Consider the following 12784-nt stretch of genomic DNA (forward strand, 5'->3'; position numbering starts at 1 on the left):
GCGGAGCAACAAAACGAAGGCGTAGGTCAATAGTGTAATTAATTAAAGCAAGATAATACCCCTTTCGGATCAAGCTTCGAGACGATAGCCAGCCATGAAAAAACGAATTGTTGTACTGGACTGGTTCTCTTTAAAGAAATCCATAACCATCTCTTTATCCAGCCCATAGCGGCGCGTGAGGATCCCCGCCTCCCAGGCGCTGAGCTGTCGATCGCCCGTTTTTTCAAACATTCGATGAGAAAATCCCAGTACAAAGCCGCGTTTATAATCAGCACAAAAATTGGCTACCGAGCGCGCGCTATCCGCGCTTGACGCGTTTAATCCGGCCATCAGGCCTTTTCCAAAATGGTTGTCCATGCATAACCTCCAATCGCTATATAATAAATTATATAGCGATTTTTTAAGCAAAGACCAGAGGTATCACGAACTTTTTATGTCAGCTTAAAAGGACACCCATTCATCCGTTTTAGCTGCCGCAGACGTTTTGCTGTCTGCTGAAGGGGAAGCGGTATTAGCGGCGGCGTACTGCACATCATTCGCTGAGAGGCGGAACTGTTGCACCGAGCGTTGCAGTTCTTCCGTTTGTCGTTCCAGCGCCACAGCCGCGGCGGAAACCTGCTCTACCAACGCCGCGTTCTGTTGCGTTACGCTGTCCATTTGGGTGATCGCTACGCTCACCTGCGAGATGCCTTTGTTCTGCTCTTCCGAGGCAGAGGCAATTTGTTTCATGATGACGGTCACTTCGGTGGCGCCGCGCAGAATCGCCTCCATGGTTAATCCCGTCTCTTTAACCAGACGAGCGCCCTGATCGACGCGACGCGACGACTCGCCAATCAGCGTCTCAATCTCTTTCGCCGCCCCGGCGCTGCGGCTGGCAAGGTTACGCACTTCACCGGCAACGACGGCAAAACCACGTCCCTGTTCGCCTGCTCTGGCGGCTTCAACTGCCGCGTTCAGCGCCAGAATGTTGGTCTGGAAAGCGATGCTATTAATAACAGAGGTAATTTCCGCGATCTGTTTAGAGCTGGCGGCAATGCCATCCATCGTCTCAACCACTTCTGAAACCAGGGTGCTCCCTTTACCTGCCGTTTCTGTCGCCGTGTCGGCAAGCTGGCTGGCTTCACGCGCGTTTTCAGCGTTCAGTTTTACCGTGGCGGTCAGTTGCTCCATGCTGGCAGCGGTCTCTTCCAGCGCAGCGGCCTGTTCTTCAGTTCGCGAGGAGAGATCGTTGTTGCCGGTGGAAATTTCCGTAGCACCTCGCCAGATGTTGTCACTACCTGAACGGATGGTACTGACGGCTTCGCGCAGGCTGTCCTGCATCGCGCATAGTAACGGCACCAGTTGGCCCACGCAGTTACGACCAAAATCTTCAATTGGATGGCTGAGGTCGCCCTGTGCAATCTGCTGGAACTGCTGGCGGATACGTCCCAACGGCTTCACCATCATGGCGACGAGGTAACGGTCAGTGAAAAACAGGAGAGCAATACCGAGGATCACGGCGGTAATGATTAGCGTCCGGATGATAGACGTTTTACCATCAACCATGACGCGCGTGGTATCAAGCCGCTCGCCTGCCGTGGTGTTAAAGCGTTCTGCACTGGCGCCAAACTCCCGGCTCAGCGCTGGCGTAACGGTGCTGGCATGCTCCGCAAAGGCCGTAAGCGTGCCCTGCTGCGCCAGTTGCATTTGCGGGATCACGCCGTTGTCCAGCAGCGCCTGCCACTTCGTCAGTACCGCCGCGGCCACTTCCGGATCCATTGGTCCTGGAGACAACGTTTTCATCTCCTGGAGTTTTTTGCTCATGTTCTCCAGGGACTGCTGCGCTGGCGCAAAATCAGGCGTTCCGCCGCTCATTTTGACATCCATGGCGCGACTCAAGCGCGTGACGAAACGAAAGTACTGATCGTTCCCCTGGCTGAGCACCGTCATCTGATGGACGAGATGACGGTCAATATCATTGCCTTCAGATATTTTTGATAAAGAATGAAGACTGAATAAACCCACGCCCGACCAGAGCAGGCAAAAAAGTCCCAGTATTGCCAACATGACAATACGAATAGTGAAGTTTTTCAGCAAACGCATAATAATTTCCTTGCCGTTGATGAGGAATTCGCCATCAGGCGATACTTATCCTTGTTATCGGCAGGCAACAGAGAAGATATAATGCGTTCTTTATTTTTTTACTTTCTTAAGTACATTCAATATCTATTTACACTATATCAACATGAATGCTAATGAAATTAGCTAGCATTATTATTCAGATGATTAACCTGAAGCATTAAATAATCCTTTGTTTTCTATCGTAAATATTTGTTAAACCATGCAAGAGTACGCTCCCAGGCTAAATCAGCAGCTGCTTTATCATAACGCGGTGTCGAATCATTATGAAAACCATGATTAACGCCGGGATAGATATATGCCTCATAGACTTTCTTATTAGCCTTCAGTGCCGCTTCATAAGCAGGCCATCCCTCATTAATTCGGGTATCTAGTTGCGCATAGTGTAGTAATAAAGGCGCGTTTATTTTGGGGACATCAGCCGCAGGAACCTGTCGACCATAGAAAGGCACCGCGCAGGCCAGTTCAGGGAAAGCGACGGCTGCGGCGTTCGACACACCACCGCCATAGCAAAAACCAGTGATCCCCACTTTTCCCGTCGCGCCGGCAAAACGCTGCATATATTCAATGGCGGCAAAAAAATCGTTCATCAGCTTTACCGGGTCAACCTGCTGCTGTAACTCCCGGCCTTTATCATCATTGCCAGGATATCCCCCCACCGAACTTAATCCATCAGGCGCGAGTGCAATATACCCCGCTTTCGCCACCCGTCGCGCCACATCCTCAATATACGGATTCAGCCCGCGATTCTCATGCACCACCACAACCGCCGGAACGTTCCCCGTCGCATTAGCGGGTTTAACCAGGTATCCCCGCACATCGCCATGCCCTTCGGGTGATGGATAGGTAATATATTCCGCCAGGATATCAGGATCGGTGAACTCCACCTGCGTTGCGAGAGCATAATTGGGTTTCAACACGTTGAATAACGCCAGCGCCGTCATACCTCCGACTGCATATTTCGCCGCAAGATTGAGAAATTCGCGTTTCGTTATTTTTCCATGAGCGTAATAGTCATAGTAGTCGAGCAGTTCTTGCGGAAAGTCTTTGGCAGTTAGACGCGACATGGCAGGACTCCTGGCTGATGTTTTTTTAAGCAAAGCACAGTGGTCTGTTTTTGCCCAGTTTTTCATCCCAGTGTGACCTGGTGAACGGGATATTCGCCGTGAACCCGCTAGAATAGAAACGTTGTTTCGAAATTCACCTGCACTAAGGAGATCTCATGGCCTGGTTTGCCAATCCTGAACGTTACGAGCAGATGCTCTATCGCTACTGTGGGCGCAGCGGTTTACGCTTACCCGCGCTGTCGCTAGGTTTGTGGCACAGTTTTGGGCACGTTCAGGCGCTGGATTCCCAGCGCGCCCTGCTGCGTAAAGCATTTGATTTAGGCATCACGCATTTTGATTTAGCCAATAACTATGGGCCGCCTCCGGGCAGCGCAGAAGAAAATTTTGGCCGCTTACTGCGCGAGGATTTTGCACACTATCGTGATGAACTGATCATTTCTACCAAGGCAGGCTATGACATGTGGCCAGGCCCATACGGTTCTGGCGGTTCGCGTAAATACCTGCTCGCCAGCCTCGACCAGAGCCTGAAACGCATGGGCCTCGACTATGTCGATATCTTTTATTCGCACCGCGTTGACGAAAATACGCCAATGGAAGAGACCGCCTCGGCTCTGGCCCATGCGGTGCAAAGCGGCAAAGCGCTGTATGTCGGCATCTCATCCTATTCCCCGGACCGTACGCAGAAAATGGCCGAGCTGATGCGGGAATGGAAAATTCCGCTGCTAATCCACCAGCCTTCCTACAACTTGCTTAACCGTTGGGTAGACAGTAGTGGTCTGCTGGATACGCTGGAATCCAACGGTATGGGCTGTATCGCATTTACGCCGCTGGCCCAGGGGCTGCTGACGGGGAAATACCTCAACGGCATTCCGGAAGGTTCCCGCATGCAGCGTGAAGGGAAAAAAGTCCGAGGGCTGACGGAAAACATGCTGACGGAAGAAAACCTTACCAGCCTGCGTTTGCTCAATGAGATGGCGCAACAGCGCGGACAGTCGATGGCGCAAATGGCCTTAAGCTGGTTGCTGAAAGACAACCGGGTCACTTCGGTATTAATTGGCGCCAGCCGACCGGAGCAACTGGAGGAGAACGTTCAGGCGTTGGCTAACCTGACGTTCAGTGCCGAAGAATTGACGCAGATCGATAAGCACGTTGCGGACGGAAAGCTGAACCTGTGGCAGGCCTCATCTGACAAGTAACCGTATGTCACTTCGTGCCGGGTAGCGGCGTTAGCCTCCCCGGCACGTAATACGGGCCAGCAAGTCCCTCACACCTCTTCCGCTTTAATCTCTGGACGTTGAAATTCCGGCCACACCAGCGCGACAAGCGCAGGATAAGCCTCCAGGCTGAACTCCCTGAAACACTGGCGTAAGTTGAGCACGTCCAGATCGGCATGCGGGACTTTCTCACCGCTCAGACAGCGCTTTTTAATATTGTCGTAATATTTATACACCGCAGAGTTGAGATCGCTACAACGCCGCTGTGCATCAAATAGACCTGGCGTCTCATTCAACTCTACCATTGTCATCCGTTTGATCGTCGAATGGATAAAATCGATATATTCGTGATTAACGCGCCAATACCATACCGGGGTAATCGAATTCATCAGTAGCGAAAAATGATCCTCCCCCTCTTCTTTACTCAGCATTTCCGGCTGATTTTCAGAGTACCCATTTTCTGTTTCTCGGTTTTTATTTGCACTGCGCATCAACAAAAGTACCCCGCAGGTAAGCAATAGCAGGGTAATAACAGAATAAAATATACTGTTCATATACTGGCTCCATTTTTTTTGATTTTAAAATTACGCCATGCTATTGTCAACGCGGCCTGGTTTAATTAAAACAACATCACATTGGCATCAAAGGATATTTCAACATGCTTCCCGAGCATCTTGTTCCCTCGCGTTTTCACTTATCCAGCTCCTCATCCAATACCAGTCCCGCAGATAATAGTGAAAATTTGACTCAGGGGAAGAGAACATTAAGTGATTACGAACCCGATATTTTGATTAGCTCTGCCGCTACCGGCCAGGCACGCAATATGTTATTTGAAGAGTGCGACCGCCATTTAAAAGAGCGCCTGTTTCGTGCCGCAAAAATTGAGTCATTCACTCGCCTGCTCAATTCACTACAAGCGGAAGGTGACATCAACGCTCAAGAATTAAGTAAAATTTTGTCCACAAAAACAGCCACCGTTAATGAGCAGGGCAATAAAATTTGGCTTAATTTAATTACCCGCGAAACCAGCGATCCTATTTTTTATTCTCTGGAAGAGAAATAAAATGAAAGATGTTGAGGATAATAATGTTTATTTAGCTTTAGATGACCATAAAAGCGATGAGTTTGTCTTAAAGCAAAATTTAGCCGTGCTGATTGCCAATAAAAACGCGACGCTGGAAAGCGTGGCCCAGGAAATAGTTTCTATACCTGCCGCACTGGTGCGGATGAAATGGCAAAATCGCCGTGAAATTTATGCACTACAGGCTAAGGAAGAGATCTACGGCGCTGCGATTGAAGCCATTATGGAGCAGCAACCAGAACTGCGGGACAAAATCATGGCCCGACTGGAGAGTACTTACCAGCATATACTCAAGCGAGAAACGGCCACCTTACGCCTGACGCGTAAACTGTCTGAGGGGAACTACGAACCCACCAGGATAACAACGGTCGCACTGGATGAGAACAGATAAGGGCGTGCGGAGGAGCTGGAACAGGAGCTGCAGGCCGGGTAAGGCGACAACCATTACCCGGCAACGAGGATTACTTCGCTTTTACGGTCTCTTCACCGACCAGACCAATTTTCAGGAAACCCGCCTGATGCAGCGTATCCATCACTTTCATCATGGTTTCATAATCGACGGTTTTATCCGCACGGAAGAAAATCGTAGTGTCTTTCTTCCCATCGGTCAGCGTATTTAATTCGCTAATCATGGTGTCGTCCGTCACCTGATTATTGCCGATAAACATACTCTTATCGGCTTTTACCGACAGATAAACCGGTTTTTCCGGACGCGGCTGCGGCGTACTGGTGGAAGCAGGGAGATTCACTTTCACATCCACCGTTGCCAACGGCGCGGCTACCATAAAGATGATCAATAAAACCAACATAACGTCGATAAACGGCGTCACGTTGATTTCATGCATTTCACCGTTATCGTCCAGGTTTTCATTAAAGCTCATTGCCATGGAACATCATCCTACACGTAATTTCTGCGCAGCACGTACTGGATGCGCAGAAGCACTAGCATTCAGGTCCAGATCGCGACTTTGCAGCAACAGCACCTGTGCCGCGACATCGCCCAGCATCGCTTTATAGCTGCCAATCTGACGTGCGAAAATGTTGTAGATAACGACCGCAGGAATTGCCGCGACCAGACCGATCGCGGTCGCTAATAGCGCTTCTGCGATACCCGGCGCAACAACGGCCAGGTTGGTCGTTTGGGTTTGTGCGATCCCGATGAAGCTATTCATGATACCCCATACGGTACCAAACAGACCCACGAATGGAGAGATAGCCCCGATAGTGGCCAGGTATCCGTTACCGCGACCCATATGACGGCCTACCGCCGCCACACGACGCTCCAGACGGAAGCCGGTACGCTCTTTGATACCTTCGTTGTCGTCGCTGCCTTCTGACAGTTCCAGTTCGTTCTGCGCTTCATAAACCAACTGTGCGCCCAGGCTTTTGCCATCGAATCCTGCGGCAATCTCACTTGCCCTATCTAAAGAGCGGGCTTCCGCCAGCAGTTGCTGCTCACGCTTAAGGCGGCGTTTCTGAGTAAAGAACTCAAGGCTCTTACTAAAGAAGATAGCCCAGGTGACCACTGACGCCAAAATCAGCCCAATCATCACGCACTTAACCACGATATCGGCGTGCTGATACATACCCCAGACGGAAAGATCCGTCTGCATCAAATTATTACCCACTCTGTATCTCCAGGACGCAAATCACAAAATCTGAGCGTAATGATATCAAAAAGACGTCGAATTGATAGTCGTTCTCATTACTATTTACATATTGCCGCACCTTTGGTTTCTTTTCCTTGCGCTTACGCAGTAAAAAAGTCACCAGAAGCATTTTGAGATTATTTTCTACTGTATGACCGTTCCGCAGGATGCGTCACCTTTGATTCATGGTAGTTTAGACATCCAGACGTATAAAAACAGGTCAGACAACATGGCAGATAAACAACTTGAAACCAAACTCGTCCACGCAGGACGCAGTAAAAAGTACACGCTGGGCTCGGTAAATAGCGTGATCCAGCGCGCTTCTTCGCTGGTGTTTGACACCGTCGAGGCTAAAAAGCAGGCTACGCATAACCGGGCTAACGGTGGGCTTTTCTATGGCCGTCGCGGAACCCTGACGCATTTCTCCCTGCAGGAAGCGATGTGCGAACTGGAAGGCGGTGCAGGTTGCGCCTTGTTCCCCTGCGGCGCAGCGGCCGTTGCCAACACCATCCTCGCCTTTGTGGAGCAAGGGGATCATGTGCTAATGACCAACACCGCCTATGAACCCAGCCAGGATTTCTGCACCAAAATTCTCGGCAAGCTCGGCGTGTCCACCGGCTGGTTCGATCCGCTGGTTGGCGCCGGTATAGTGAAGCACATTCAGCCGAACACGAAAGTCGTATTTCTGGAATCTCCCGGCTCTGTCACTATGGAAGTGCATGATGTTCCAGCTATTGTTGCCGCCGTCAGACGCGTCGCGCCGGATGCTATCATCATGATTGATAACACCTGGGCTGCCGGGGTGCTGTTCAAAGCGCTGGATTTTGGTATCGATATTTCTATTCAGGCAGGTACCAAATATCTGATTGGTCATTCCGACGGCATGGTCGGCACGGCGGTATCTAATGCCCGCTGCTGGGATCAACTGCGCGAAAATGCCTATCTGATGGGGCAAATGCTGGACGCCGATACCGCCTATATGACCAGCCGTGGACTGCGTACGCTGAGCGTTCGCCTGCGTCAGCACCATGAAAGCAGCGTAAAGGTCGCCGAGTGGCTGGCCAGCCATCCGCAGGTCGCCCGCGTAAATCACCCGGCGCTTCCCGGCAGTAAAGGTCACGAATTCTGGAAGCGTGATTTCACCGGCTGCAGCGGCCTGTTCTCCTTTGTATTGAATAAGAAACTCAATCATGAGGAGCTTGCCGCGTATTTGGATCACTTCAGCCTGTTCAGCATGGCCTACTCCTGGGGTGGTTTTGAGTCGCTGATCCTCGCTAACCAGCCGGAACACATTGCCGCTATCCGTCCGCAAGGTGAGGTGGACTTCAGCGGAACGCTCATCCGTTTGCATATTGGTTTAGAGAATGTTGACGATCTAATTGCCGATTTGGCCGCAGGATTCGCCCGAATCGAGTAAAATTGCCACAGATGGACATATATGCAGACACTTCTGGTGGAAAAGTCTGCAATTGTTGCGTCCGGGATCAAGGCATCCCGGACAATTCAGGAGTACAATCCACACATAAACGCTGTTCCACAGGAAAGTCCATGGTAGTCATTCAAGATATTGTCTCCGCGCTCTGGCAACACGATTTTGCCGCGCTGGCGGATCCGCACGTTGTGAGCGTGGTTTACTTCGTCATGTTCGCCACACTGTTTTTAGAAAATGGTCTGCTACCCGCCTCCTTTTTACCCGGAGACAGCCTGTTATTGCTGGCAGGGGCGCTGATCGCTCAGGACGTGATGAGTTTTTTACCTACCATAGCTATTCTGACTGCCGCCGCCAGTCTGGGCTGCTGGCTAAGCTACATTCAGGGACGCTGGCTGGGCAACACGCGGACGGTAAAAGGCTGGCTGGCGCAATTACCTGAAAAATACCATCAGCGCGCCACCTGCATGTTTGACCAACACGGACTGATGGCGCTGCTGGCAGGACGCTTCCTGGCGTTTGTTCGCACCTTGCTGCCAACAATGGCGGGAATTTCTGGCCTTCCAAACCGTCGGTTCCAGTTTTTTAACTGGCTGAGCGGTCTGCTGTGGGTGACCGTCGTCACCAGCTTTGGCTATGCACTGAGCATGATCCCGTTCGTCAAACGTCATGAAGATCAGGTGATGACCTTTTTAATGATCCTGCCGGTTGCCCTGTTAACCGCAGGTCTGTTGGGAACGCTGTTCGTGGTAATTAAAAAAAAATATTGTAGCGCCTGAGCCGCATCCGAGGCCGGATAATCTCCGGCATTTCGCCTGATGGCGCACAGCTTTAAGGCCTGCGGAGTAACTGTCAGGCCAACATGAAATCAACTCCCCTGCATCATTCGAATTCTGGCCGCATCTTCCCCCGGCGTTACACCAAAGAAACGTTTAAACTCCCGGCTAAATTGCGATGCGCTCTCATAGCCGACGCGCATGGCAGCCGCACTGGCCTTCATTCCATCGTGGATCATCATCATCCGCGCTTTATGCAAACGGTAGCTCTTCAGATATTGCAGCGGCGACGTGCTGGTCACCGCTTTAAAATTATGATGAAACGCCGACACGCTCATGTTCGCTTCTGCCGCCAGCTGTTCTACATTGAGGTTTTCGGTGTATTTGGTTTCAATCCGCTTCAGCACCCGGCTTATCAAACTGAAATGCGTCTGACGGCTGACCAGCGCCAGTAACGCGCCGCCACGCGGCCCGGTCAGCACATGGTAGAGGATCTCACGAATAATCTGTTTCCCCAGAATACGCGCATCCAGCGGTCGCTCCATCACATCCAGCAGGCGCTCAGCGGCGCAAAGAATTTCGTCAGAGAGCGTCGCGGAGTTGATCCCGCTGGCCGCCATGGCGGGCTGGAAGAGCTCATCTTCCCCGATGTCCATCAACAGCTCCTGCAACTGCAGAATATCAACATTCAGGTAGATACCGGCCAGGGGAACCTCCGGTGTCGCATGCGTTTCACATTCAAAGGGTAAAGGAACGGTTAGCAGCAGGTATTCGTTGGCGTCATAACGAAATACGCGCTCATTGATGTAACCAATTTTATGTCCCGAAAAGAGAAATATGATGCCTGGCTGATACATGACCGGCGTACGCGCCGCTGGCTCCGTGCCGTGCAGCAGGCGGACATCTGGCAGCAATTCACTGAGTTTATTTTCATTGTTTTTCAGCTGTTTAATTTTATCTGTCAGCAGAAGGCAGATCTCATCACGGTTCATGGAGCACCATTTCATCATCGGTTTTCGACCCTGACATAATGCGCAGATTTATCCGTTTTCTCCAGCAGTCTGTAGAAATGGGCAAGACATCGGCAGAAATGAGCATTGAGAGCAACGCGGCGGGCGACCACAATGTTCATCATCCGGCAGACACCCTCCTGCCCTCTTTTTTACCCACATAAGGGAACGAGCAATGAACAACTTTAATCTCCATACCCCAACCCGTATTTTGTTTGGTAAAGGCGCTATTGCTGAGCTGCGCGATCAAATCCCTCAGGATGCTCGCGTACTGATTACCTACGGCGGCGGCAGCGTGAAAAAAACCGGCGTTCTGGCACAGGTTCAGGATGCGCTGAAAGGCCTGGATGTGCTGGAGTTTGGCGGTATTGAGCCGAACCCGTCTTATGAAACGCTGATGAACGCAGTAAAAATCGTGCGTGATGAAAAAGTGACGTTCCTGCTGGCTGTAGGCGGGGGTTCTGTGCTGGATGGCACCAAATTCATCGCGGCAGCGGCACAGTACGCTGACGGTATCGATCCATGGCGCATTCTGGAAACTCACGGTAACGACGTAACAAGCGCTATCCCGATGGGCTCCGTATTAACCCTGCCCGCTACCGGCTCTGAATCTAACTCCGGTGCGGTAATTTCGCGTAAAACCACCGGCGATAAGCTGGCCTTTATGACCCCGTTTGTGCAGCCGGTATTTGCCGTGCTGGATCCGGTTTACACCTATACCCTGCCGCCGCGTCAGGTTGCGAACGGCGTCGTGGATGCCTTTGTGCATACCGTTGAGCAGTATGTGACTTATCCGGTAGACGGGAAAATTCAGGATCGCTTTGCCGAAGGCATTCTGCTGACGCTAATAGAAGAAGGCCCGAAAGCATTGCAGGAGCCGGAAAACTACAACGTGCGTGCGAACGTCATGTGGGCGGCGACCCAGGCGCTGAACGGCCTGATTGGCGCAGGCGTACCGCAGGACTGGGCAACACATATGCTGGGCCATGAACTGACCGCAATGCACGGTCTGGATCATGCTCAAACATTGGCCATCGTTCTGCCAGCGCTGTGGAATGAAAAACGCGACACCAAACGCGCCAAACTGCTGCAATACGCAGAGCGTATCTGGAATATCACCGAAGGTGATGATGACCAGCGCATTGACGCCGCTATTGCCGCAACTCGCGCTTTCTTCGAGCAAATGGGCGTACCGACTCGCCTGTCTGACTACGGCCTGGACGGTAGCTCCATCCCGGCGTTGCTGGAAAAACTGCAAGCGCATGGCGGTACGAAACTGGGCGAACATCAGGACATTACGCTTGAGGTTAGCCGTCGGATTTACGAAGCGGCTCGCTAAGGTTTTTTGACCTCCGCCTTTCGTTTTTGGGTATTTATACCAGGCTTAAGTCACATAAACCTCACCGGGGCTTGCTCCGGTGAACTCAATTTACACCCAATCATTCATGATGCATCGAGGCGACAATTGAGTGAATCCCCGGTCACGTACATAAGTACGTGACCGGGGTAAACGCAAGCAGCCAACAAAGAGGCAGCCTGAAGGATTAAGTGTGGGGGGGAATTATGACCGGTCCAACCATTATCAAACTACAGGATGGTAACGTCATGCCGCAACTGGGCCTGGGGGTCTGGAAGGCAAGCAACGAAGAAGTCATCACCGCCATTCATAAAGCGCTGGAAGTCGGGTATCGCTCAATTGATACCGCTGCGGCGTACAAAAACGAAGAAGGTGTCGGCAAAGCAATACGCGATACTGGCGTACCGCGGGACGAGTTATTCATCACCACCAAGCTGTGGAATGATGATCAAAAACGCCCCCGGGAAGCCTTGCTCGAAAGCATGGAAAAACTCCAGCTTGATTACCTCGATCTGTACCTGATGCACTGGCCGGTTCCGGCGATCGACCACTACGTTGAAGCCTGGGAAAACATGATCGACCTGCAAAAAGAAGGTCTGATTAAGAGCATCGGCGTGTGCAATTTTCAGATCAATCATCTCCAGCGGCTGATGGATGAAACCGGCGTACCTCCGGTGATTAACCAGATAGAACTTCATCCGCTGATGCAACAGCGCCAGCTTCATGCCTGGAACGCAACGCATAAAATCCAGACCGAATCCTGGAGCCCGCTGGCGCAGGGCGGGCAGGACGTCTTTGATCAAAAGATCATCCGTGACCTCGCTGAGAAATATGGTAAATCACCGGCGCAGATTGTCATCCGTTGGCATCTGGATAGCGGCCTGGTGGTTATTCCAAAATCGGTCACCCCAGCGCGTATCGCAGAAAACTTTAACGTCTGGGACTTCCGCCTGGATAAAGAAGAATTAGGCGAAATTGCGAAACTCGATCAAGGCAGACGGCTGGGACCAGACCCGGACCAGTTCGGCGGTTAATCTCTTCTCTCCGGCCCGACACTCCCGTCGGGCCTTTCTGGCAATGAAA

General features: G+C 51.5%; 14 protein-coding genes. 7 read left to right on the forward strand and 7 right to left on the reverse strand.

Going from position 1 to position 12784, the window contains the following annotated elements; all coding sequences use genetic code 11:
* Positions 1 to 69: 69 nt before the first annotated feature.
* The 3 genes from LA337_19650 to LA337_19660 all read right to left on the reverse strand — a co-directional run bounded on the left by LA337_19650 (position 70) and on the right by LA337_19660 (position 3185).
* Positions 70 to 357: a DUF2623 domain-containing protein gene (locus tag LA337_19650; GenBank protein UBI15353.1), complete on the reverse strand. Its 288-nt coding sequence runs from the start codon at positions 355 to 357 to the stop codon at positions 70 to 72.
* Positions 358 to 441: 84 nt separating this feature from the next.
* Positions 442 to 2082 (reverse strand): methyl-accepting chemotaxis protein, encoded by a 1641-nt coding sequence (locus LA337_19655; protein UBI15354.1) that lies wholly within the window; start codon positions 2080 to 2082, stop codon positions 442 to 444.
* A 215-nt stretch (positions 2083 to 2297) separates the two neighbouring features.
* Positions 2298 to 3185, reverse strand: coding sequence for a dienelactone hydrolase family protein (locus tag LA337_19660; protein UBI18518.1), 888 nt, complete (start codon positions 3183 to 3185; stop codon positions 2298 to 2300).
* Between the two features lie 155 nt (positions 3186 to 3340).
* Here LA337_19660 and LA337_19665 point away from each other — a divergent pair, with 155 nt between their 5' ends.
* A complete protein-coding gene (locus LA337_19665) occupies positions 3341 to 4381 on the forward strand; it encodes an aldo/keto reductase (protein ID UBI15355.1) in 1041 nt (346 codons plus the stop codon).
* 68 nt (positions 4382 to 4449) lie between these two features.
* On the opposite strand, the gene LA337_19670 is transcribed toward LA337_19665, so the two are convergent.
* A complete protein-coding gene (locus LA337_19670; protein UBI15356.1) occupies positions 4450 to 4953 on the reverse strand; it encodes an RNA helicase in 504 nt (167 codons plus the stop codon).
* A 104-nt stretch (positions 4954 to 5057) separates the two neighbouring features.
* Here LA337_19670 and LA337_19675 point away from each other — a divergent pair, with 104 nt between their 5' ends.
* Complete coding sequence (locus tag LA337_19675) at positions 5058 to 5462, forward strand: hypothetical protein (protein UBI15357.1); 405 nt, start codon at positions 5058 to 5060, stop codon at positions 5460 to 5462.
* 1 nt (position 5463) lies between these two features.
* The gene (locus LA337_19680) at positions 5464 to 5871 is read left to right on the forward strand and encodes a cytoplasmic protein (protein UBI15358.1); all 408 of its coding nucleotides are present in this window, start codon (positions 5464 to 5466) and stop codon (positions 5869 to 5871) included.
* Positions 5872 to 5941: 70 nt separating this feature from the next.
* On the opposite strand, the gene exbD is transcribed toward LA337_19680, so the two are convergent.
* Together exbD and exbB are read right to left on the reverse strand one after the other, a co-directional pair.
* Complete coding sequence (gene exbD, locus LA337_19685; GenBank protein UBI15359.1) at positions 5942 to 6367, reverse strand: TonB system transport protein ExbD; 426 nt, start codon at positions 6365 to 6367, stop codon at positions 5942 to 5944.
* 6 nt (positions 6368 to 6373) lie between these two features.
* On the reverse strand, positions 6374 to 7108 hold the full coding sequence (gene exbB, locus LA337_19690; GenBank protein ID UBI15360.1) for a tol-pal system-associated acyl-CoA thioesterase: 735 nt from the start codon (positions 7106 to 7108) through the stop codon (positions 6374 to 6376).
* 250 nt (positions 7109 to 7358) lie between these two features.
* Between exbB and metC the strand changes: the two genes are divergently transcribed.
* Together metC and LA337_19700 are read left to right on the forward strand one after the other, a co-directional pair.
* Complete coding sequence (gene metC / locus LA337_19695; protein ID UBI15361.1) at positions 7359 to 8546, forward strand: cystathionine beta-lyase; 1188 nt, start codon at positions 7359 to 7361, stop codon at positions 8544 to 8546.
* Positions 8547 to 8677: 131 nt separating this feature from the next.
* Positions 8678 to 9337, forward strand: a complete 660-nt coding sequence (locus LA337_19700) for a DedA family protein (protein UBI15362.1) — start codon at positions 8678 to 8680, stop codon at positions 9335 to 9337.
* Between the two features lie 89 nt (positions 9338 to 9426).
* On the opposite strand, the gene LA337_19705 is transcribed toward LA337_19700, so the two are convergent.
* Positions 9427 to 10326 (reverse strand): AraC family transcriptional regulator, encoded by a 900-nt coding sequence (locus LA337_19705; GenBank protein ID UBI18519.1) that lies wholly within the window; start codon positions 10324 to 10326, stop codon positions 9427 to 9429.
* A 193-nt stretch (positions 10327 to 10519) separates the two neighbouring features.
* Between LA337_19705 and yqhD the strand changes: the two genes are divergently transcribed.
* On the forward strand, positions 10520 to 11683 hold the full coding sequence (yqhD, locus tag LA337_19710; protein ID UBI15363.1) for an alcohol dehydrogenase: 1164 nt from the start codon (positions 10520 to 10522) through the stop codon (positions 11681 to 11683).
* A gap of 224 nt (positions 11684 to 11907) precedes the next feature.
* Positions 11908 to 12735 carry a 2,5-didehydrogluconate reductase DkgA gene (dkgA, locus tag LA337_19715; protein ID UBI15364.1) on the forward strand — a complete coding sequence of 276 codons (828 nt, stop codon included), beginning with the start codon at positions 11908 to 11910 and terminating at the stop codon, positions 12733 to 12735.
* Positions 12736 to 12784 lie beyond the last annotated feature (49 nt).

The organism is Citrobacter europaeus, assembly GCA_020099315.1.
In the GTDB taxonomy this organism is placed as follows: Bacteria; Pseudomonadota; Gammaproteobacteria; order Enterobacterales; family Enterobacteriaceae; genus Citrobacter; species Citrobacter europaeus.